This window comes from Dyadobacter sp. BE31 (assembly GCF_031457695.1).
Taxonomy (GTDB): Bacteria; Bacteroidota; Bacteroidia; order Cytophagales; family Spirosomataceae; genus Dyadobacter.
On record NZ_JAVDXA010000002.1, the window covers coordinates 208,070 to 228,265 of the forward strand.

Below are 20,196 nucleotides of genomic sequence, written 5' to 3' on the forward strand. Positions count from 1 at the left end.
TCAGATAGGCGATGAAAGCGAACGATTTTTATAAATATATCCTGTCAGGCGCATTGATTTTAGGAGCGTCGGCCTGTGAGGAAACTTTTGCTCCTTCTACGGCCATCGAAGAAACCTCGGCGCTGACCAACGCCGGTGATGTCGAAACGGCAACCATCGGTACCTATGCGGTGCTGCGGAATCCGTCCTACGTGCGGAGCGTCCATTTCCTCACCGAGTTCCCAAGCGACGAGGTGGCTCAGGGACAGTCCTCTTCCGACGACCTTACCCGTGCTTACCGGTATACCCATATTAACACTTCCTCGCACTGTACCAATTTCTGGGGGCAGGCCTACAAGGTAATTGCCGCAGCGAACAAGATCATCGCCTATGTGCCAGACGACGCATCGGCCGATCTGAAACAGCTTAAAGGAGAGAATTTGTACCTGCGCGCGATGATGCATTACAATCTGGTGCGTGTATTCGGGCGTCCGTACCCGCAGGGTAGTGGCGCGGGGCCAGGCGTGCCTATATTGCGGGACGGCCTTTCGGATGAAGAAACAACGGGTCTTTCCAGAAGCTCCGTGAAAGAAGTATACGACTTTGTGATCGCGGATCTCTTGAAAGCGGCTGATCTCATGACGGTTGACAAGGGTAATTCCTTCGCTTCGAAAGAGGTGGCATATGCGCTCTTGTCACGGGTATATCTCTACAAGGAGGATAATGAGAATGCGGTTAAATATGCGGACCTGGTGATCAACTCCGGACGCTATTCGTTACTCGATGGCGCCAATTTTCAGGGATATTTCAAAATGGATCCTGAAACAAATTCTGAAACGATCATGTGCATTCGGCACACCAAAGTTCAAAACCAGGACTTCTCGGCGATTGGATCGATGTATTTCAGCGGTGATGTTGCCGGCAATCCGGCCGGGCAGGGCGTCAGCGGGTGGGGCGAAATATATGCTTCCGAAAAGCTGGTTAACCAATATGCATTGCATCCCAAAGACCTGCGCAAGAGCTTTATTACGCCTTATGTATTAAACGGCGTCCTGCAAAAGAACCTGAAACTGACACCTCAGACGCCCATGTATTATGTCAACAAATACAATCTTCAGGAGAGTATCATCAACCTCAGCTCGCCGGTGTATCTGCGACTTGCGGAAATGTACCTGAACCGTGCCGAGGCCAATGCCAAACTGGGAAAAACGGCCGCGGCGCTTGCGGATGTGAACATTATCCGAACAAGGGCAGGGCTGGATGATGCACTTTACACGTCGGTTCCTGCGGGTAAAACGGCGCTCGATATCGTATTGGAAGAGCGCTGGATGGAGTTGGCATTCGAAGGGCATCGTTCGTACGATCTTTTCCGTAACAACCGCTCTATGATCCGGAACTATCCGGGAACGCATTCGCTGAATAATACCCCCACGACGAATGTCAACCAGACGGTACCGGCTACCGATGCCCGCGTGATATTTTTTATACCGCAGTCGGAAATCGACAAGAACAGCAAGCTGACCCAAAATCCGTAACTGTCATGCTTTGTTTAAGCGGACGCCAATACCTGTATGCTATGAATAAATTGTGTTTGATTACCGCCCTGTTTTTATCTACGCTCACGTGCGGTTATGGTTGCACTAGTGGTGCTAAGGATGCCCCGAAAGAGGAGGTACTACCTGACCCCACTCCCAAAGTGAGCATTCCCCTGGCCGGGAATGCCTATATCACCAAAGGTGCTACCGGGCAAACGGAAAACATCACCAGCAAGGGGCTCGTCAACTGGGCCACACCCGGCGTTGTGACCAGCACCTGGTTTCGTGCTGCGCAGTCGGGAGAGCTCACGGTGTTTCTGAAAGCCGGCATTGCCGGTGGTGGAAGCAGCAAGGTGAAAATCAGTGTGAACGGCGCTCCTTTTGTCGTGAGTTTAGCGGGAGCGGAAGCAAAAACCTACTATGCGGGGAAAGTGAATATTGCGGCACAAGGTTATGTGAGAGTGGATCTGGAAGGTGTCAGCAAATCAGGCTCCTCGTTTGGTGATGTGTCTGATATCCAGATTGGCGGGGTAGCGGCCAACGGCGCGGTTTATGCCAATGATCCTGAGAACTTCTACTGGTCAAGACGCGGGCCGTCGACGCACGTCAACTATACCATTCCAGCCGGTGATATCGAATACTTTTACAATGAATTGGTCGTGCCTGAGAAGCAGGACCAGATCGGTTCCTTTTTCATGTGTAACGGATTCGCTCACGGCTATTTCGGCGTACAAGTGAAATCAGAAACGGAACGCTGGGTTTTGTTTTCGGTTTGGGACCCGGATGGCGGAACGACCGTGCCCGTCAAATCGGGAGAAGGCGTGGTAACAAAACGCTTCGGTGGCGAAGGTGAGGGAGGGCAGAGCTATTTCGTTTATAACTGGAAGGCCGGTAATACCTATAAATTCCTGACCAAGGGCAAGCCGGATGGTGCCGGAAACACACTCTATTCGGCATGGTTTCGTGGGCCTGAGCATGATAAGTGGCAGTTTATGGCCACCTGGAAACGACCGCTGACGACCACTTATCTGGCCAGAATGCATTCGTTCCTGGAAAATTTCATTCCTGAGCAAGGCTACCTGGAACGCAAAGGGACCTGGGGGAATCAGTGGGTGAGAGACGTAAATGGCAAATGGACTGAAATAACTGCATTCAAGATGGGCGTAGATGCCACGGGCAAAAACAAACAAAGGATGGATTTCGGAGGTGGTGTGGAAAACGGCCGGTTTTTCCTCCGGAACGGTGGTTTCTTTAATACCTATGTGGAGGCGGGAACGCCTTTTACCCGTCCGGCAGGAGGACAGCAACCGCAAGTTGATATCGAAAGTTTACCTTAAAAATGGAGAAAGAATGAAAAAGAATATATTTCAACTCATGATGGCGTTGGTGGTAACCGCTTCTTTTACAGGTTGCTCGGATGATAGGATAGACTACCCCCTGGCTGCCAAAGCCGACCGTTCAGGCTGGGCCATTACGGCAGTATCCAGCGAACAGGGAGATGGCTCGGAAAATACAGGTTTAGCATCAGCGGTGCTGGATGGGGATGTGAACACCATTTGGCACACCCAATATGATCCCGACCATCCGGGATTTCCACATTGGTTTGTCGTAGATATGAAGAAGCCCAACAAGATGATTTCGGTGGATCTGACGGCCCGTCAAAACAACAAGAATGGCTTCACCAAATTCAAACTGGAAGGAAGCGCCAACGGCGAAACATGGACAAATCTCGGAGAATTCAAATTCGTTCCGGCAACCATCACGCCTCAGAGTTTCCCGGTTTCATCAGCCACCGGATACCAGTACTTGAAATTTACAGCATTGGAAGGGCTCTCTGTGCATACGTTCCTGGCTGAAATGGAAGTATTTGTGAATGAATAAACAGCGGTCTGGCTAGCCGACCGTCAATGTAAATGGAAGGGTAACGAACAGCCTATTTTGCTGTTTGTTACCCTCTTTTTATACTGCTTATTTTATTGGATTTTAAGTTATCGATAATGGTATTTCCTAGTACGGACAGATCTCAATTTTAAAGAATTTTTATTGGGAAAATTCACTTGACTCGAAGAGCCAAATCAATTTAAATACCTAAATTGGAGTTACTTATTTCATCAGCATTTGGATATGAAGATCAGACTAACATTGGCGTTGTTGAGCCTGGCATTGGCTGGATCTGCGCAAGGCGTTATGGTAAATCCGGACGGGAGCCATTCGCATATTATGAATAATGGTAACACGTCGATTATCGTCAATTCCAACGGAACGCATTCTACTGCATTTCACAATGGAAACACATCGATTATCGTCAATCCGAACGGAACGCATTCTACTGCATTTCACAATGGGAACACGTCGATTATCGTCAATCCGAACGGAACGCATTCTACTGCATTTCACAATGGGAACACGTCGATTATCGTCAATCCGAACGGAACGCATTCCACTACATTTCGCAATGGAAACACATCGATTATCGTCAATCCGAACGGAACGCATTCCACTGCATTTCACAATGGTAACACGTCAATCATCGTAAATCCTGACGGAACGCATTCAACTCGTTTCGATAACGGAGCCGCTTCTGCCGCGCGCCGCAATGACTCCGCCGAAGATGGGGAAGAAGAGTCCCTTCCGGAGAGATCCTATGGTTTCCTGCGCGTGTGGGAGAGAGGTCCCGTCGTCCCCGATGGTGCGTTTGTCGATCTGAGCCAATGGAAATCCGGGCCGGTTATCTGGGTCTATCCTAAGAAATATAAGCGGAAGTCAGACCTGTCTCAATAACTTTCATCGTTGTCACTCACCGCCCGGACGGTGCGGAGAGTATTATCATATAAAATCAGTTATTTAAGAACGCATTGTTATCTCCCTTCCAACCCGTAACCCGCAAAAACTGCTCCCAGGTGAGCGCATTCGGGTCTATTTGTCTGCTCCATTGCAGGTCGCGGTTTTCACGATAGTATCCGTACTCGAAAGCGTAGGAAACCATCCCTGAAATCTCCCGCACGAGTTCCTCATTGGAAGCAAATCCGGGGAAATGCGCCAGTAGTTCCTCGGCCGAAAATGCGGAACTGTATGCCGCCTTCCGGCCGGTGACGCGCGTGAATGTGTCCACCATTTCCCGCGGCGAGATGATATCGCCGATGACCGGCAGCGACTTGCCTGCATACTTTTCGGGATTCGATAACAGTGCTAAAACGGCCGGGCCGGTAGCAGTGAGTGGGTCAACAAACGGTGCACGGAAATTTTCGGGTAAATAAATCGGGAACACGAGCGTATCGCCTTGCACGGTAGGCGTGTAGAATTCAATCAGGTTGGTGTAAAAGAAAGCCATGTAAATGAATGAGCTGACGATCGGCAGCGTGCGGATGTATGCCTCTATGCGCGCTTTGTCGGTGAAATGGGGCACAAACAATTTGCCTCCGCTGATTTGATCAACGTTTTCAAGGCTGCTGAAAACGATGTGGCGCACGCCTGCATCAACCGCCGCATCGGCCATTTCGCGCCCCAGTTCAAACTCGTGGCTGGCTGGCGGAACGATGTTGGGGGTCAGCAGGAAAACTCCCTCCGAGCCGCGGAATGCATCGCGGAACGCGTTTTGATTTCCGGGAGCAAGCGGAATACTCACCAATTCCATCCCCTGCGCAGCCAGTCCGAGCGCCTCGGGGGAGTCGATTCTGCGGGTAATGCCGCGCACGCGGTAACGTCCGCTGACCAGTAGAGTGTGTGCGACGCTGCGGCCCTGTTTGCCCAATACGCCCGTGATGGTTATCAATGGTTTATCCTTATTCATGATTTATTATGGAGAAAACTTTTGCTACTATAAAAATGATAGTTGCAAAACTATTGATAGGTTATTAGCTTCGCAATAACTATCCAAATGGATAGGTGTATCAAAAGCGAATGTGATGGGAATCGAATGTCAGGGGGATTTCATAAAGGTCAATAATGAAGTGTATCCTTGTACGGTCAGCCTGGCCATGGACCTGGTCGGCGGTAAGTGGAAGGTGGTGATCCTTTATCATTTAAAGAATGCCGCCAAGCGGTACAGCGAACTCCGAAAGGAACTGCCCGGTATCACCGAAATGACGCTGAGCCTGCAATTAAAACAGTTGGAGGAAGATGGCTTGATTCTCAGGCAGGTTTACGGAGAAAAGCCACCCATTAAGGTGGTGTACAGCCTCACCGGGCTCGGGCAGAGTTTCACGCCGGTGCTGGATGCTATCCTCGCCTGGGGGAATCAGATTGCTTTGGAAAAAGGGGAGTTTGGATCTCATGCCGCCGCCTCGTCGGAGCGCACTAAGAAAGATCATTCATTGGCATGAAACAATAATATCACACATACCCCATGACCCAGCCACCCCGATCGCTTTCAGTAAGAATCATTTCACAAGTAGCGTTGTCGATGGCTGCATTTGCGGCCAATTCGTTGTTGTGCAGGATTGCACTTACCCAGACTGATACCGATCCGGCGGGTTTTACGATGATCCGGATGTTTGCGGGGGCCATAACGCTGGGGACGATCGTTCTGCTGCGCAAGGGCACGCTTCGTAACAGCGGCAGTTGGGCAGGAGCATTCAGCCTCCTGACGTATGCCGTTGCATTTTCCTTTGCTTACGTAAAATTAGCTGCGGGAACCGGGGCGCTGCTCCTCTTCGGGTCTGTACAAGCTACCATGATCATGACCGGATTGTATCAGGGGGAACATTTCCGCCCGGTACAATGGATCGGCCTGCTCACTGCATTTGGCGGGCTCATTATCCTTGTTGCACCAGGCATTCACGCGCCCGACCCGCTCAGCGCATTGCTGATGGCTACGGCAGGAATAGCGTGGGGGATCTATTCGCTTCTTGGAAGAAAGCAAGGCGACCCGCTCACCTCCACAGCCGGTAACTTTCTCAGGGCCGCACCGTTTTCCCTGTTGCTTATCCCATTGGCGGGGTCTGTCGATTTGCAGGGAGCAACTTTTGCGGTAGTGTCGGGCGCTATCTCCTCGGGCGTAGGTTACGCGATCTGGTACGGCATTCTGCCTTCCCTAAGAGCTACTCATGCGGCGTCGGTTCAGCTCACCGTGCCAGTTATCGCTTCTTCGGCCGCAGTTTTAATTTTGGGTGAAAACCTTACTTTCAACCTCATTATAGCATCGGTTGCTGTTCTGGGTGGCATTGCACTGGTCATTCTGGGAAGAAATCGCCGCTGAGCGCCTGCCGTTAAATTGCAGAATTATTCGCTGCGCAAACGGCTTCGCTAGCTAAGCCCTGCTATCGCTTCCTTATTGTATTTAGTCCGATATTCCAGTGGGGACAGCCCTGTCAGCCGCCTGAACAACTCGCGAAACGCTTTCAAATCGGAGTATCCGACTTCGTACATTACTTCATAGATAGTCTTCCTGCTCGTTTCAAATGCCTTCTTGGCCGACTCGATTTTGACCCGTTGAGCATATTCGGTGGGTGTATTACCAGTCGCTTTGATAAACCGCCGGTCGAAATTCCTTCTGCCGACCGCAAACCTGGCGGATAGCGCTTCCGTAGAAATTCGCTCATCCAACTTGCTTTCGATGTATGCCTGAGCCTGCCGCACAACATCGTCCCCGTGTAGTTTCTGGCCGCTGAAAATGCTAAATGCGGATTGGCTTTGCCTGTCGATCTCCACCTGGAATACTTTGGAGCAGTAAATGGCGGTTGGCCTGTCAAAGTATTTTTCGATCAGGAAAATCACGAGGTTCAGAAATGAATAGCCTCCTCCGTTTGTGTAGATGCCGTGCTCATCGGTGATCAGCATGTCGGTTTGCAGGTCCACGTTCGGGAACTGGGCCTTGAAAGTTTCGGCAAAACGCCAGTGCGTCGAGCACTTCTTGCTGTCGAGCAGTCCGGTGGATGCCAACATGAACGCGCCGCTACACATGGAAGCAACCTCGGCCCCCCCTTTGTATTGCTGCACAATCCATTCGGTTAGCAACTTGTTTTTTTCCAGGTTCTTGTCGAAACTATCGGGTACCGCAGGTATCAGGATCAGGTCGGTTTTGGCCAATTGCCGGATGGTTGTATGTGTTCTGATTGTCAGTAATCCGCTGCCGAGGTCTGCCTCTTTATCCACTCCCACAATTTCAATCCGGTAAGCCGGTTTGTGACCCGCGGCAGTATGGTACCCACTGGCCTCGGTAAACATTTGGTTCGCGCCTACAATGCAAGCCACCGTGGACATGCTTGTTTGCCCGTCAGGGGCAATGATGCTGATATGTTTCATCGGATTTTTTTAGCAAAGGTACCTGATTTAATTGTCCATATCCACCCGTCAGAATGTCTGAATTCCCCAACCGGCGAGTGCGCGGATCACACTTACATTTGTAAATGCAGTTGCCGCCGACGTAGCTACCGGTTAGAAAACGCTTGCTGGTAAGCGGCGGGCGTTTTTCCGGTTATTTGTTTGAATTGTTTGTAAAAACATGTGAAATTCTGAAAACCACTTGCGTAGCAGATTTGCTTGATATTCATGTTGTTGTTGATCAGCATTTTACACGCATTGCCGATCCTGATTTCGATAAGGAACTGAGAGAACTGTTTGCCCGTGCGGGACTTGAAGTACCTGCAAAACGAGTTCGGGGAAAGGCCGGCAATCGATGCGATCTTTTCCAGGCGGATCTTTTCGTGGAAGTGCGCCAGCGCATATTTGTAAATGGCGTTGATCCGCTCGCTTTCCTGTTCCGCATTGTCATCCCTGAATCCCAGCGAAGCAAGGGCGTCGTTTTCCTCCGCGCGGTTGGCGGCAATGAGGCATTCCATCAGAAGCATTACGCGGTAGGGGCCCTCGGCTGCGTGCAGTTTTTCCATTAATCCTGCAATCAGCTCCCCCGGTTCACCCCTAACCAACAGGCCGCGTTTGGCCCTGTCCAGCACATTCCTGAGCATCGCGTTCTCGGTAAGCATCAGAAACCGCTCTCCCCAGAAGTTTTCTATGAAATGAACGACCGTCGCAAACGGGGTGGCATGGTCGTTGCCCTCTGCCTGATATTCCTGGTCGTAATGCCAGTAATGGGGTAGATTGGAACCTACCAATATTACATCCCCGGGCGCAAAGCGCCTGATATCGTCACCGACAAACTGGGTGCCGCTGCCCCTGTGGAAGCAAATCAGCTCCACCTCGGCATGGCGGTGCCACCGGCAATTGATATTGGGAATCAGTTCTTTCCTGACACTGAAAGATCTGTTTGGGGCAGTAGCCACTTGCAAAAGATGAGGTTTCATGACAACGAACGATTTTAGGGCGATGCGGGCGTGACCGATCCTGTTCCCGGGTAATCCGCAAATCAAAAAAACACAAGAAAAACTGTGAAATATTTTAAATGCCAAGATAGCTTAATAGTTGGATAGAATACTGTCCTCGACGGTTCCTTCAATATATTTTCTTTGTATCATCCGGTTGGCAGCCTTGGTTCTTGCCCAATACGATACTTGCGTCTGAATAGCCCATGAGGTGGTAGGAAGTCTTATTTTAGCCTGTTTGGGTGGCTTTCGACGCAGTATTCTTTCAGATTAACCTAATAAACACATAAAAGAGTAAGTGGTATCATATTGACCACCATGGATTGGTGCGTTCGCACATGTCTGCCAGGCGGGCCCTTGTGTTTCGATACCTTCCATGAGCGGGGGGCTGCGCTGTGCCCTTTAGGCCGATTCAGCTGCCTCGGATTTCCTTTATAAGTTTATTTAACTCCAAGTCTATGATGAAAATCGTTTACTACGAAGACAAGTACGAGTTCTGGCCGATTCCACAGACAGAAATAGACCGTAACAGCCCCGAATTGAAACAGAACGGCGGGTACTGACAAGGTACCGCCAGGATTTGCGATATTTTTTATTTAGTTAGGCAGAGGATAGGCAGGGCTTTTAGTCCTGCCCTATTTTTTAAGAAGGTTTTGGGTTTTGCAATTCTGGAATGGCACCGTGATTTGCCGGGCGTGGCTAGTAAGCGCTCTCGGATTAACTTTGCTGCCCAGCCTGCCCCTTGTTGACAAAAAAATGCATCAGCGATGCCCTTTCCTGGTTATTTGTGGCCAGCATTCCAATAATAACATACACGGAACCGAGTATCAGGAGTCCTATGCCTAGTGCAAAATAATTATTGCTTACGGCCGGAGAAAGGAAATAGGCAGCAGCGAAACTGATTGTAGCGAGCAGAATAGGTTTGCCGATACTCCCGAAATATTCCAGAAACTTGGCTTTGCAGAGCGGATACACAAACAAACCCCACGCGGGAAGCATCACAGCGACCTTGAACAGCGTCAGTCCCCAGGCAACCCCCTCCAATCCCCAGAAACTGCCTATCCAAATGCAAAGCGGCATAAACGCCAGCATACCCACATTCCAGTAGAAGCCCCAGTCGGCCCGGCCCCTCGCCAGCAATAAGGCACCGACCGGATTACCGATGCTGTTGCAAAGGGCGGTTATGGCAAGAATTTGCAAAAAAGGTATCGATTCGGTCCAGGCCTCGCCAAAAAATAGAATAATCAATGGTTTGGCGAGCAGGATCATTGCGGCGTAAATGGGCGCGTTGGCATAGGTGAGCAGGCGCAGAATCTGAATATAGGCCCGTCTTAATTTGTCGATATCGTCCTGGATTTTTGCCAGAACAGGAAATGCGACCTTGGTCACAATTGGATTAATGATTTGATAGGGTCTGAATGCGAGGGTTTTAGCAATGTTATAGACACCGAGCGCCTCCATACCCAGCAATTTTCCGATGAGGAGCGTGTCAAACTGAGAGTTAAAGTAGTTCACCGTTTTTTCGCCCATTTGGAAGAGTCCAAACGAAAAGAAGCCTTCGCTTTTCAAACTCTGCCAATCAAAATCGAGCCTTGGCCTGAATATTCTCAGGCCGTAAACGATCAGTAGCAAGGTAGAAACGAGGGCCTGGATTAAATTGGCGTAAACGAGTGCATAAATACCGTAATGCAAAAATGCCAGGAGTACAGATGCGAAAAAGCCGCTTGTCTTTCCGATTACATCCCTGATGGATAAAGATTTGAAATTAAGTTCTTTAACCAGAAGTGTTTCGAATTGCTGGCCAAACGGGATAATCAAATAGGTTGCGGATGTCCACCGGATAATGCTGACCAACTCGGGGCTGTGATAAAAATCGGCAATGAAAGGGGTACTAATATACAACGTAACATAAATGGCTATACCTGCAAAAATATTCAGCCAGAACAGCGTATTGATTTGAGCCTTAGTGACCTTTTGATTGTGAATAATCGCATTTGAAATTCCCATATCCATAAATATCTGGGAAAGTCCGATCACAAAAAGAGCGACTGCCATTAAACCAAAATCTGCCTTATCAATAAATCTCGAGAGGACGACAATTTGCAACAGCTGCATTACGGAAGTAGCTACGGCTGAAAAAGACGTCCATTTTGCCGCTCCAAATGCTTTTTGTTTCAGTGACATGGAAGATTGTTAAATTTCATAAATATTACTGACCAGGTTCTTATAGTCCTGCTCCACTTTTTCCGCGGAGAATGCTTTTGCCAGAATCGCTCGATTCGTGGCAACCTGGCTTTCAGTTAGTGCGTTCAGTCCATGATTTTGGAAATCATGTTGTAAGTCAAACACATGGATACCCAGCCTTTTGAAAAATCGGAAGGCAGGATTGGCTCCCGCCATGTAAACGCGTGCTCCGAGCCAAAGCATCGCAATGATATTGCCCATTGCCTGCTGCCGGTAATGGTAAAAGATGCCGACTCCGCAGGTCAATAATATCTCGAGGTATGCTTGCTGAGGCATGAAGCCCAACAATGGAAATGAGCGTGAGCCCCAAAGTTGTTCGGCACGTTGCGTAACCGCTTCTTTATAACTGTCGTTATCACCATAAGAAAGCGGGATGTATACCTTTGTGTCCTCCGCTAACGGCACGTTTTGGAGAAACTGAATGACGTCGAGGTGGTTGGACTCGGGGGAGTTGGAGTTGCCGATCAGTATATTTTTGCCGGCAATTTTCTGGTCCATAAAAGCTTCCCCGACATACTGATTCAGGTTGAAGAAGGCAGCGTCGAAGAATTCACATTTCGTTTCGGGGTATTTCTCTTTGTATAGTTCGTAATCTTCCCGGACGTAGGTTACAAAGTAATCCACCTCCCGCTGTGCCGATTCGATCAGGTTCCAGACATTCTTTTTTCCGCGGGCTGTGTAAAAAAGAAACCGGAGTGGTTGGTATTTATTTACCGCCCATGAAAGGCTTAACCATCGATTCTTTCCCGTCAAATAGGACAAGGTTCCCGGCGCGTACAATCCGGGTTCAATTTTCGGCAGCATATACATGTCGTAACCCCAGACGACCCAATATAACTTCACTTTTTTGCTCATGCTTAGAATAGCTGACGCGAAAAGCGAGCTAATGGAATGAGCAATGATCCCCCTGACTGCCGGTGTGCTGGTTACATAATCGTCTAAATTTTCCCGCTCATAAAAAAAATCGCGCGTAAGCTCGGGGTTACTGATAAACCGATAGCCCTCCTTATCCTTATCTGCCTTGAATACAAGGTATTTGTTGTTGCCCGGATTTACTTTTTCGAAATTCTTAATGGTATTGTCACAGAACTTCTCGTCGTGCATCAAGTGCAGTATCATGCAGAAAAGCGATTTTGGTAGAAGCCAAGTATCAGATCAGAAATTTTGAGTACATCTGCTGTTTCTAATTCGTAGAACAGCGGCAGGCGGACCAGGCAATCGGCATAACGGTCGGTTTCCGGCAGGGCCCTTCCGTCGTGTTTATCTGCGTAAAATTGTGATTTGTGCAATGATAAATAATGGAAAACAGATAAGATTCCATTGTCTTTTAATAGCTGGATCAGGGCAGTCCGTTCATCGAGCGAGTTACAGACCAGGTAAAACATATGCGCATTATTGGTTGCGTACGCGGGGATATACGGCAACTGCACGCCGTATTGGGCAAGCGCGCCGAGCTTCTCATGGTAGAGGTCCCAAATGGCCTTTCTTTTGGCCTGAATGTCGTCCAGGTGTTCGAGTTGTGCAAACAGAAATGCGGCTATGATGTCCGACGGCAGAAACGACGACCCGATGTCTACCCATGAGTATTTATCAACTTGCCCCCTGAAAAACTGGGACCGGTTCGTCCCTTTTTCCCTGATGATCTCTGCACGCTCTATCATACCGGGCTCATTGACGGCCAGCATTCCGCCTTCGCCGGAAATGATATTCTTGGTTTCATGAAACGAAAATCCTCCCAGGTGGCCTATGCGGCCAAGCGGTTGAGAGTTGAAATAGGAATCGATGGCCTGAGCGGCATCTTCAATCACAAACAGGCCATATTTTGCGGCCAAATCCATGATAGGCCCCATATCGCAGGCAATTCCCGCATAGTGAACCGGCAGGATCACCTTGGTCTTTTTGGTAATCAGTGCTTCAATTTGCGACACATCCATATTGGGATGGTCGGGCAGGCAATCTACAAACACAATTTTAGCCCCTCTTAATACGAAAGCATTGACGGTGGATACGAATGTGTAGGAAGGTGCGATAACCTCATCGCCTGGCTCGATATTCACCAGGATGGCCGCCATTTCCAGGGCGTCGGTACAGGAGGTTGTCAGGAGAGATTTCTGAAAGCCGTAACGCTCTTCAAACCAGGAATGGCATTTTTTGGTAAAAATTCCGTCTCCGGAGATTTTGCCGGACAGAACTGCCTGATAAAGGTAATGAGCCTCTTTTCCTGTCAGATATGGTTTGTTAAATGGAATCATCATAATATGGACTTAAATCCCCGCGAGGCGTTTTTTTTAAGTTTGTGGTTTTTGAAATCACCTGCATATGCAGTGACGGGTGAAGAGGGTAAAAATCTACTCTCGTTCAGATCGGCGAATAGCTCGCCAACATGACGCGAAGGCTTATCCGGAGCGGACTCACAAATATCTCGACATTCCCAAATGAGTGGCCTTAAAGTGCAGCTTGTTGTAAAACGGGACTGTCTCCTGATAGCAATCGAGAATTACCTTGTAGCAGCCGGCCGTTTTGCAATAGTCGGTGAGGTGCGTTATCAGCAAATCTCCATATCCTTTGCGTCTATATTGTTGATCCACAACGATATCCTCAATGTGGCCAGACCTTCCTCCACGGATTTTATATTCGATGATGACACTGCCGTAGCAGACGATTTTGTCGTCGGAAATGCCTACAACTGCATAGGCATTGGAACAGGAAGCGAGTTTTTCCCAGCTATCTTCGATATCGATTGCATCCACACCACCAGGGAATTCAGACAATTGTTCGAGTAGCAAACAAACGGGGTAGGTATCTTTTTTTTCGAGCGGACGAAAGACTAAGTTGTGCGGCTCTGTGATCAGCATGTGTTTAGCGATTAATCTGGTAGTTTCAAATTGAGGCTGAAAACTATCATTTTATTGGAAGAAGTCCAAGTGAGAGAGTTCGGGCGGTCGTCAAGCAGGGTTTTATTTGATTTGCTATATGTGTTGTAAGTTATTGAAATTCAACTAGTTGTTTGACGTTTCGTTTGCATTTGATACCCTCCCTTATTTTCAAGCGCCTCGTTTATCGGGCAGGGAGCAAAATGGGCAGAAATCCCGATCTGATGCAAACGTCAGAATGCATGTAAAAATTACAATCGGTGATCATAAAATTCGGAATGCCGTCACATTTCTCCGGCAGCAAGGTCAGTATCATTTCACAAGAGGTGACTTAAAGCAGGTATGGTTCTTTTCTGCCAATTTTCCCACCTAAACCTGCATCCAATGAAATACAATACGTTGATCGTCGCTGCTTGCTGTTTTTTGGGGTTACCCCATGACCTTTTTGCCCAGGAGGACCTTTCGGTTTACGGTTATTGGAAGTACCATCAACCCGCAGCGGATCAGCTTTTGTACAAATCGCTCAGTGAAAGGGCATTTTCGCAGCTGGATAAACGTGAGGCTGCGGTATTATCCCTGACCACCAAAGAGCAGTGGCAAAAACGGCAGGCAGACGTCCGTGCCAGGCTCGCAAGGGCCGTCGGACCTTTTCCTGAGAAAACACCATTGAACCCGGTCATCACGGGGACATTGAAAAAGGAAGGCTTTTCGGTTGAAAAACTGTATTTCGAATCCCGCCCTGGTTACCATGTTACAGCCGCGATGTTCCTGCCCGATAAAAGACAGGAAAAAGCACCGGCGATCGTTTTTTGCAGCGGCCACAGCGAAAACGGTTTCCGTAGCGAGGCCTATCAGCATTTGATCCTGAATTACGTCAACAAGGGCTTCGTCGTACTGGCTTTTGATCCGATCGGGCAGGGAGAACGCATACAGTACCAGCCTGATGAGTTGAAAAAGGGGGCAACAGGCGAGCATTCCTATGCGGGTGTGCAGTCGTTTATATCCGGGCTTCCGCCGGCCAACTATTTTATTTGGGACGGTATTCGCTGCGTGGATTATTTACTGACAAGAAAAGAAGTGGATCCCGCGCGTATTGGCATAGCCGGGCGGTCGGGCGGGGGAACGCAAAGTGCGTATATCGCGGCAATGGATGATCGGATCGCGGTGGCCGCTCCGGAATGCTACATCACCACATTTGACAAACTGATCCGCTCGAATGGCCCGCAGGATGCAGAGCAAAACCTGATGTACGGGCTGGCCGAGGGGATCGACATGGCCGACTTCCTGGAAGTGCGCGCGCCGAAACCCGCATTAATCGTAGCCACTACCCGGGATATATTTGCTATTCAGGGGGCCAGAGATAGTTATCATGAAGCCAAAAGGGCGTATAAGGCTTTCGGGAAAGGGGAGCAAATACAAATGACGGAAGATGATGCCGGCCATGCTTCTACACCCAAAAACAGGGAGGCTTCCTATGCATTTTTTCAAAAGTACCTCAACAATCCCGGCAGTTCCGCCGATTTGGAGGTACAATTGCTGACCGACGAAGAGTTGCACGCAACGCCCGGCGGTCGTGCCATCGCTGCTTTGAGGGGTGAAAGCATGTTTTCCTTAAATGAAAAACGTGTAAAAGAGCTTGCTGAGAGGAGAAGCAAGGCAAAGCCGGCTGCGAACTTTTCCGATGAGCTGAGGAAGAAAATCATTGCTATTTCCGGATTTACGAAGCCGGTGGGTAAAATAGACGTAATTTTCTCAGGCAGGCTGCACCGTCCCGGTTACGCCGTCGAGAAATACCTGGTGAAAGGAAGCGGTGATTACCACCTTCCGGTTCTTTGGCTGAAACCTGCCCAAAGCACCGGCAAGACGGTCCTGTTGCTGGATGATCAGGGCAAAGCGCAGGCAGTACGGAAAAACAAACTGGCCGACCGGCTGGCAAGTCAGGGTTATGAGGTGGTTATTCCGGATCTGAGCGGCATAGGAGAACTCGGAAGCGGGTTCATTAATGGCGGCGATTCGGTCATTGAAGGTGTTCCGCTCAATCTGTGGTTTTTTGGCATGCTGACGCACAAAAGTCTGGTGGCAACCCGTGCGGAGGAAATCATGGTCCTCGCAGAGTTTATCAGAAAAAACGGCACCAAAGGAGCTGCTCTGACAGCCGCCGCAGTAGGAACGCTGACCTCCGATTTGCTGCACGCGGCCGCCATTCAGAATCCTTTCGACAAACTGGTGTTGGTCCAGCCGCTGGTATCGTACCAATCCATTGCCGAGGAAAGGCTTTACAAACCCAGCTTCGCGCTTTCGGCCGTGCCAAGTGCATTGGCGGAATATGACCTTCCTGACCTGGTGGAAGCGCTTTCCGGGAAAGGTTTGCTGTTGATCAACCCGGTTACCGCTGCCGGGAAGGAAGTAAACCAGCCCAGGGCGGATTCCATTTACCAGCGGGCGTTGAAGCAAAAGCAGGGGGCCGGGCTAAGCGTGCGATGCGGGCTTCAATATGAGGAAATGCTGGAATCCGCCCTGTCGTGGATCAAGTAGGTGTCATGAATAAGGCAATGCGGTAATCATTTCAATGGCTTTACAGGCCATTCGGCCAGGGGTTTGGTGGGGGCTACATCACGCGACTCGGATAAGTACGCGGAAAAGCTATGCCGGCTGCCCGCAGCCAATTTTGCTTCGAAACCCACGAATATAGTCCCCGGATTAGGCGCATCGTAATCGTGCTGGGGCGTGGTAGGCCATGTGCGAATACTGATCGGAGTTTGCGTATCGAAAACGAGTAACATTTTCTTCCCATTTTGCGAAAGCTCCACGGTTTTCCCGTCGACAATGCGGACGTCGGCGCTGGTGAGCATGTTCCAGCGCATGACAGTTTCCTTCTGGCCGCATTCGATCTCGTCCCGCACTACTGCGTACCGCTGGTCGATGATCCCCAGCCCGCGCCGCACTTCTTTGGCCTGATCCTGATACATTTCCGATAAATTAGTTATCACCATTTTATTCGGGCCCATTCCGACGGCCCCGTCGATCCTGGCGTAACCTTTTGCATTGGTCAGCTGGCCGTCAAATGAGATCACGTTGTGTGCAAAATTGTTCAAGCGGAACACTTCCCACCGCTGGGAGTTCTGTGACCGGTTCCAAAGGTCCACGCCCTTGGATTCGAGAGAGTTGTAGTCCTGCATGCCAAAGTCCATGGCCCACCGCTCGCCGAGCGCGTCCATCACAAACGATCCCACGTCCATATGCGCGTGGTTTACGGCCGGTGAGCCTGCTTTCACGCCGAGAAATACGGCATTCGGGTTATCCCAGGAGCTTCGCATGAGTGCTACCGGCGACGGGCCCTGACCGGCCCAGAATGTTTGGCTCGGCGCATGCACAGCCGAAAGCTCCGTTTGCGTCCCCCAGATCAGCAATGCAGGCAGGATACGGTTTTTGACTTCTGTCTGCCCGGGTGCGGAAAGCAGCGCCTTCTGTCCCCACAAGAGGGAAGGATTCTGGGTTTTTTGAGCAAACCAGAATAAGGCAGGAGTGAGGCCTTCTTTCAAGCCGCTATCGCCCCAATTGTGGGCCAGGCCTGTCGGTCCTACCAAATGCTGCATGAATGAACCGGTTTTTAAAAATCCATCGGAAGCGGAAAGCCCGAAATCTGTTCCCAGCGCCTTTTCCAATGCGGATATCAGCAGCACATTGAAGCTCGTCCCATACCCCCAATAGCTGAACCCCTCGGGGTAGGCGCCGTCGGGTTTGTAAGAGTGGAGCATAGCCTTCGGTACGGATCCCACGGCGCGTTTCAGGATCTGTGCGGCAATGGCAGGTTCATGCTCGGCGATTGCCAGTGCTCCAAAGGTGATCCCGGCGTTACAAACCTGGTTCCAGTTGTGCTCAGCGGACAAAAACCAGTTGTAAGTTTTGTCCAGCGAAGGATTAATGCCCTTCGCGAGTATGGCTTCTCGCAGGCGTGCACGTGTAGGTTCACTCAGCTTCTCAAACAGCCAGTCGTAGCCGATCGCCACGGCCATGGTCATTTCGGCCACGTCCAGAAAATGGGTAGGGTTCCAGTCCTCGAAAGCGGCCACGGCGAGCAGCTCCTTCTCGGCCCTGGTGAGGTATTTTTGTTCGCCGGTGGTGCGGTAGGCGTAGGAGAGCATGAAAACGCGCCGGAGGCATTCGCGGGATTTGTCCAGCAGGCGTTTGCCGATCTTGATCCGTTCCACCGGCGCGGCGTCCAGCAGGCGGTCGCATTCTTCCAGCATCGCCTTGTGCACGGTTTGCCATTGCGGGTATTTTCCTATTTGTGCTATCAGCGCCTTTTCCTCGCCCTTCAAAAGCAGGAGCCGGGGATGGTCTTTTTGAGGTGTTTTGAGTATCTGAATGCTGTCTGCGGCGGGCTGTGCGGCGAGCCGGACCAGCGTAAATAGTTGCAGGGTAATCAGTATTGTCAGCGCTCTTTTCATAATGGATGGTTGTGTATTAATTTAAAAAGCATCCGACCGGTATGCCGGCCGGTCGGATGATACTATGGCTAAATGGTTACTCCCAGCCCGGGTTCTGCTTGATTTTCGGGTTTTGTGCGAGCGTGTTCAGCGGGATTGGCCAGAGATAATGCTTCTTTTCATCGAAAACCGGTATTTCGTAGTCGGTGCCCTTGTACACGGCAATATACTCTTTGCCCGAAACAGGGTCTACGTCCGATTTCATGGTGGTGCCGGCGAAGCGTTTTTTCGCAGCTTCGTTCCAGCGGACGCCCATCGCGGGTATTTCCAGTTTTTTGCCTTGCTTCCAACGGATCAGGTCGGCGTAGCGGTGGCCCTCCATGAACAGCTCGATCCGGCGTTCGCGCCTGATTTCCGCGATGATCGGTGAGATCCCGTCCTTCGTGTAACGCGGGTCCACCGGAACCTTGGACAGCAACAGGTGCGGCATGCCTACCCGGTCGCGGAGCTTGTTAATGGTTTTGTCAAGGTCGGCCTGGCTAATGGTACCCAATTCGGCAGTCGCTTCCGCATAAATCAGTAACGCTTCTCCCAGCCGCAGGGTAATGGCCGGAGACTCGCCCGTGTTGTAGGCCTTTCCAATCATATCATCGGCATTGTAATGCTTGATAATGTGGTAACCCGTGGTCGTTTTAAAGCCTCCGCCCGGCATACCTTCCAGCATAGGATAGGCACGGCCGTCGGCCAGGTGGTATTTATAAAGCCCCGTATCCTCCGGGTGGAGAATTGTCTGACGGAGGCGCGGATCGCGGTTTTCAAAGGTACTTTCAATCGTTTCATCGCCTTTGTACAGCGGCGATAGGGTAATGGGCAGGCCGTCCGTACACAAGTAATCTTCCACCAGGCTCTTCGTAGCGCCGCCGGTGTAGCTGAAATATTGTTGGACGTGGTTGTTAATGACCCCCGTTTTGTATTTTCTCCAATAAATTACCTCGGAGTTTCCGGCCAGGTCCAGTATCCGGTGGTAAGCATTGTAATCGCTTTGGGGCTTACCCGTGTTGTAGAGGCGATAGGGGCCGGTATCCATTAATTCCGCGGCTGCTTTGGCGGCTTCTTCGAGCCACATTTTGGAATCGCCCGCTCCATGGTACTTGTTAAAGGTGCCTTCGTAGAGGCACACCCTCGCTTTGACCAGCAACGCTCCCCAACGGTTGATCCTGCCGGGCGCATTACCATCTCCCCAGTTGTTAGGGAGCTTCTGGCTGGCGAAATTCAGGTCTTCGAGTACCTTCTGCATGGCTTCCGCGCGTGGCGTGCGGGCGGCATAAAGTTCCTCCGAATCGATCGTAAGCTCCTTTTCCACGAAAGGAACATCCCCGTATTTCTGCACCTTATCGGCATAGAACCATCCCCGGAATAGTCGCGCTTCGGCAATGTATTTGTCTTTCACAGCCTGGCTCACCTTGGCGTGGTCGTAATTAGCAAGCCCTACGTTGATTGCCCTCACGAAATCCCAGCCCTGGTAACCAAACCAGTCGGGGCTGGAAGGTACATTGTATTTCCCGGCGCGTATTTGCTGGAAAAAGTTGTGTCTCGGCTCGCGCGGGGCCATATTATCCGAAAGCTCATCGATTGACCAGATATTGCCAAAATGACTATCGAAGCCCTCGGTATGGCCCATCATAATGGGGATCTTCCAGTCGTTGCGGGCGATATTGTAAAGGCTGTTGTTGTAAACTGCCAGGTCATTTTCGGTATTCCAATAGGTTGCATTGGTAATTTTGTCTATCGGCGCCCGGTCAAGAAATTCATCGTTACAGCCTGCCAGCAGAAGCAGCGCGAGGGCCGTTATGGATTTTAAGAATATATCTTTCAT

17 protein-coding genes are annotated in these 20,196 nt (G+C 50.3%); 8 read left to right on the forward strand and 9 right to left on the reverse strand.

Features of this window, described 5'->3' with window-relative positions; all coding sequences use genetic code 11:
* Positions 1-11 precede the first annotated feature (11 nt).
* The 4 genes from J2Y43_RS09830 to J2Y43_RS09845 all read left to right on the forward strand — a co-directional run bounded on the left by J2Y43_RS09830 (position 12) and on the right by J2Y43_RS09845 (position 4,295).
* A complete protein-coding gene (locus J2Y43_RS09830) occupies positions 12-1,514 on the forward strand; it encodes a RagB/SusD family nutrient uptake outer membrane protein (RefSeq protein WP_309982014.1) in 1,503 nt (500 codons plus the stop codon).
* Positions 1,515-1,555: 41 nt separating this feature from the next.
* On the forward strand, positions 1,556-2,851 hold the full coding sequence (locus J2Y43_RS09835; protein ID WP_309982015.1) for a DUF3472 domain-containing protein: 1,296 nt from the start codon (positions 1,556-1,558) through the stop codon (positions 2,849-2,851).
* 13 nt (positions 2,852-2,864) lie between these two features.
* A complete protein-coding gene (locus J2Y43_RS09840; RefSeq protein WP_223401003.1) occupies positions 2,865-3,395 on the forward strand; it encodes a discoidin domain-containing protein in 531 nt (176 codons plus the stop codon).
* Between the two features lie 243 nt (positions 3,396-3,638).
* The gene (locus tag J2Y43_RS09845; RefSeq protein ID WP_309982016.1) at positions 3,639-4,295 is read left to right on the forward strand and encodes a hypothetical protein; all 657 of its coding nucleotides are present in this window, start codon (positions 3,639-3,641) and stop codon (positions 4,293-4,295) included.
* A gap of 55 nt (positions 4,296-4,350) precedes the next feature.
* Here J2Y43_RS09845 and J2Y43_RS09850 read toward each other — a convergent pair whose 3' ends face one another.
* The gene (locus J2Y43_RS09850) at positions 4,351-5,304 is read right to left on the reverse strand and encodes an NmrA/HSCARG family protein (protein WP_309982017.1); all 954 of its coding nucleotides are present in this window, start codon (positions 5,302-5,304) and stop codon (positions 4,351-4,353) included.
* Between the two features lie 115 nt (positions 5,305-5,419).
* Here J2Y43_RS09850 and J2Y43_RS09855 point away from each other — a divergent pair, with 115 nt between their 5' ends.
* Both J2Y43_RS09855 and J2Y43_RS09860 read left to right on the forward strand, forming a co-directional pair.
* On the forward strand, positions 5,420-5,836 hold the full coding sequence (locus tag J2Y43_RS09855) for a helix-turn-helix domain-containing protein (protein ID WP_309982018.1): 417 nt from the start codon (positions 5,420-5,422) through the stop codon (positions 5,834-5,836).
* 23 nt (positions 5,837-5,859) lie between these two features.
* Positions 5,860-6,711 carry a DMT family transporter gene (locus J2Y43_RS09860; RefSeq protein WP_309982019.1) on the forward strand — a complete coding sequence of 284 codons (852 nt, stop codon included), beginning with the start codon at positions 5,860-5,862 and terminating at the stop codon, positions 6,709-6,711.
* A 47-nt stretch (positions 6,712-6,758) separates the two neighbouring features.
* On the opposite strand, the gene J2Y43_RS09865 is transcribed toward J2Y43_RS09860, so the two are convergent.
* Both J2Y43_RS09865 and J2Y43_RS09870 read right to left on the reverse strand, forming a co-directional pair.
* The gene (locus J2Y43_RS09865) at positions 6,759-7,757 is read right to left on the reverse strand and encodes a helix-turn-helix domain-containing protein (RefSeq protein ID WP_309982020.1); all 999 of its coding nucleotides are present in this window, start codon (positions 7,755-7,757) and stop codon (positions 6,759-6,761) included.
* A 125-nt stretch (positions 7,758-7,882) separates the two neighbouring features.
* A complete protein-coding gene (locus J2Y43_RS09870; RefSeq protein ID WP_309982021.1) occupies positions 7,883-8,755 on the reverse strand; it encodes an AraC family transcriptional regulator in 873 nt (290 codons plus the stop codon).
* Positions 8,756-9,231: 476 nt separating this feature from the next.
* On the opposite strand from J2Y43_RS09870, the gene J2Y43_RS09875 reads away from it, so the two are divergent.
* Complete coding sequence (locus J2Y43_RS09875) at positions 9,232-9,336, forward strand: RagB/SusD family nutrient uptake outer membrane protein (RefSeq protein ID WP_309982022.1); 105 nt, start codon at positions 9,232-9,234, stop codon at positions 9,334-9,336.
* Positions 9,337-9,490: 154 nt separating this feature from the next.
* Here J2Y43_RS09875 and J2Y43_RS09880 read toward each other — a convergent pair whose 3' ends face one another.
* The 4 genes from J2Y43_RS09880 to J2Y43_RS09895 form a co-directional block, all read right to left on the reverse strand.
* Positions 9,491-10,957 carry an MOP flippase family protein gene (locus J2Y43_RS09880; RefSeq protein ID WP_309982023.1) on the reverse strand — a complete coding sequence of 489 codons (1,467 nt, stop codon included), beginning with the start codon at positions 10,955-10,957 and terminating at the stop codon, positions 9,491-9,493.
* Between the two features lie 9 nt (positions 10,958-10,966).
* Positions 10,967-12,136: a TDP-N-acetylfucosamine:lipid II N-acetylfucosaminyltransferase gene (locus J2Y43_RS09885; protein WP_309982024.1), complete on the reverse strand. Its 1,170-nt coding sequence runs from the start codon at positions 12,134-12,136 to the stop codon at positions 10,967-10,969.
* Positions 12,133-13,272, reverse strand: coding sequence for a dTDP-4-amino-4,6-dideoxygalactose transaminase (gene rffA / locus J2Y43_RS09890; protein WP_309982025.1), 1,140 nt, complete (start codon positions 13,270-13,272; stop codon positions 12,133-12,135). Before rffA ends, J2Y43_RS09885 begins: the two co-directional genes overlap by 4 nt.
* A 156-nt stretch (positions 13,273-13,428) precedes the next feature.
* The gene (locus J2Y43_RS09895) at positions 13,429-13,872 is read right to left on the reverse strand and encodes a GNAT family N-acetyltransferase (RefSeq protein WP_309982026.1); all 444 of its coding nucleotides are present in this window, start codon (positions 13,870-13,872) and stop codon (positions 13,429-13,431) included.
* Between the two features lie 402 nt (positions 13,873-14,274).
* Between J2Y43_RS09895 and J2Y43_RS09900 the strand changes: the two genes are divergently transcribed.
* Positions 14,275-16,425 (forward strand): acetylxylan esterase, encoded by a 2,151-nt coding sequence (locus J2Y43_RS09900; protein ID WP_309982027.1) that lies wholly within the window; start codon positions 14,275-14,277, stop codon positions 16,423-16,425.
* Positions 16,426-16,451: 26 nt separating this feature from the next.
* On the opposite strand, the gene J2Y43_RS09905 is transcribed toward J2Y43_RS09900, so the two are convergent.
* Both J2Y43_RS09905 and J2Y43_RS09910 read right to left on the reverse strand, forming a co-directional pair.
* Positions 16,452-18,341 (reverse strand): heparinase II/III family protein, encoded by a 1,890-nt coding sequence (locus J2Y43_RS09905; protein ID WP_309982028.1) that lies wholly within the window; start codon positions 18,339-18,341, stop codon positions 16,452-16,454.
* A gap of 76 nt (positions 18,342-18,417) precedes the next feature.
* A complete protein-coding gene (locus J2Y43_RS09910; RefSeq protein ID WP_309982029.1) occupies positions 18,418-20,196 on the reverse strand; it encodes a RagB/SusD family nutrient uptake outer membrane protein in 1,779 nt (592 codons plus the stop codon).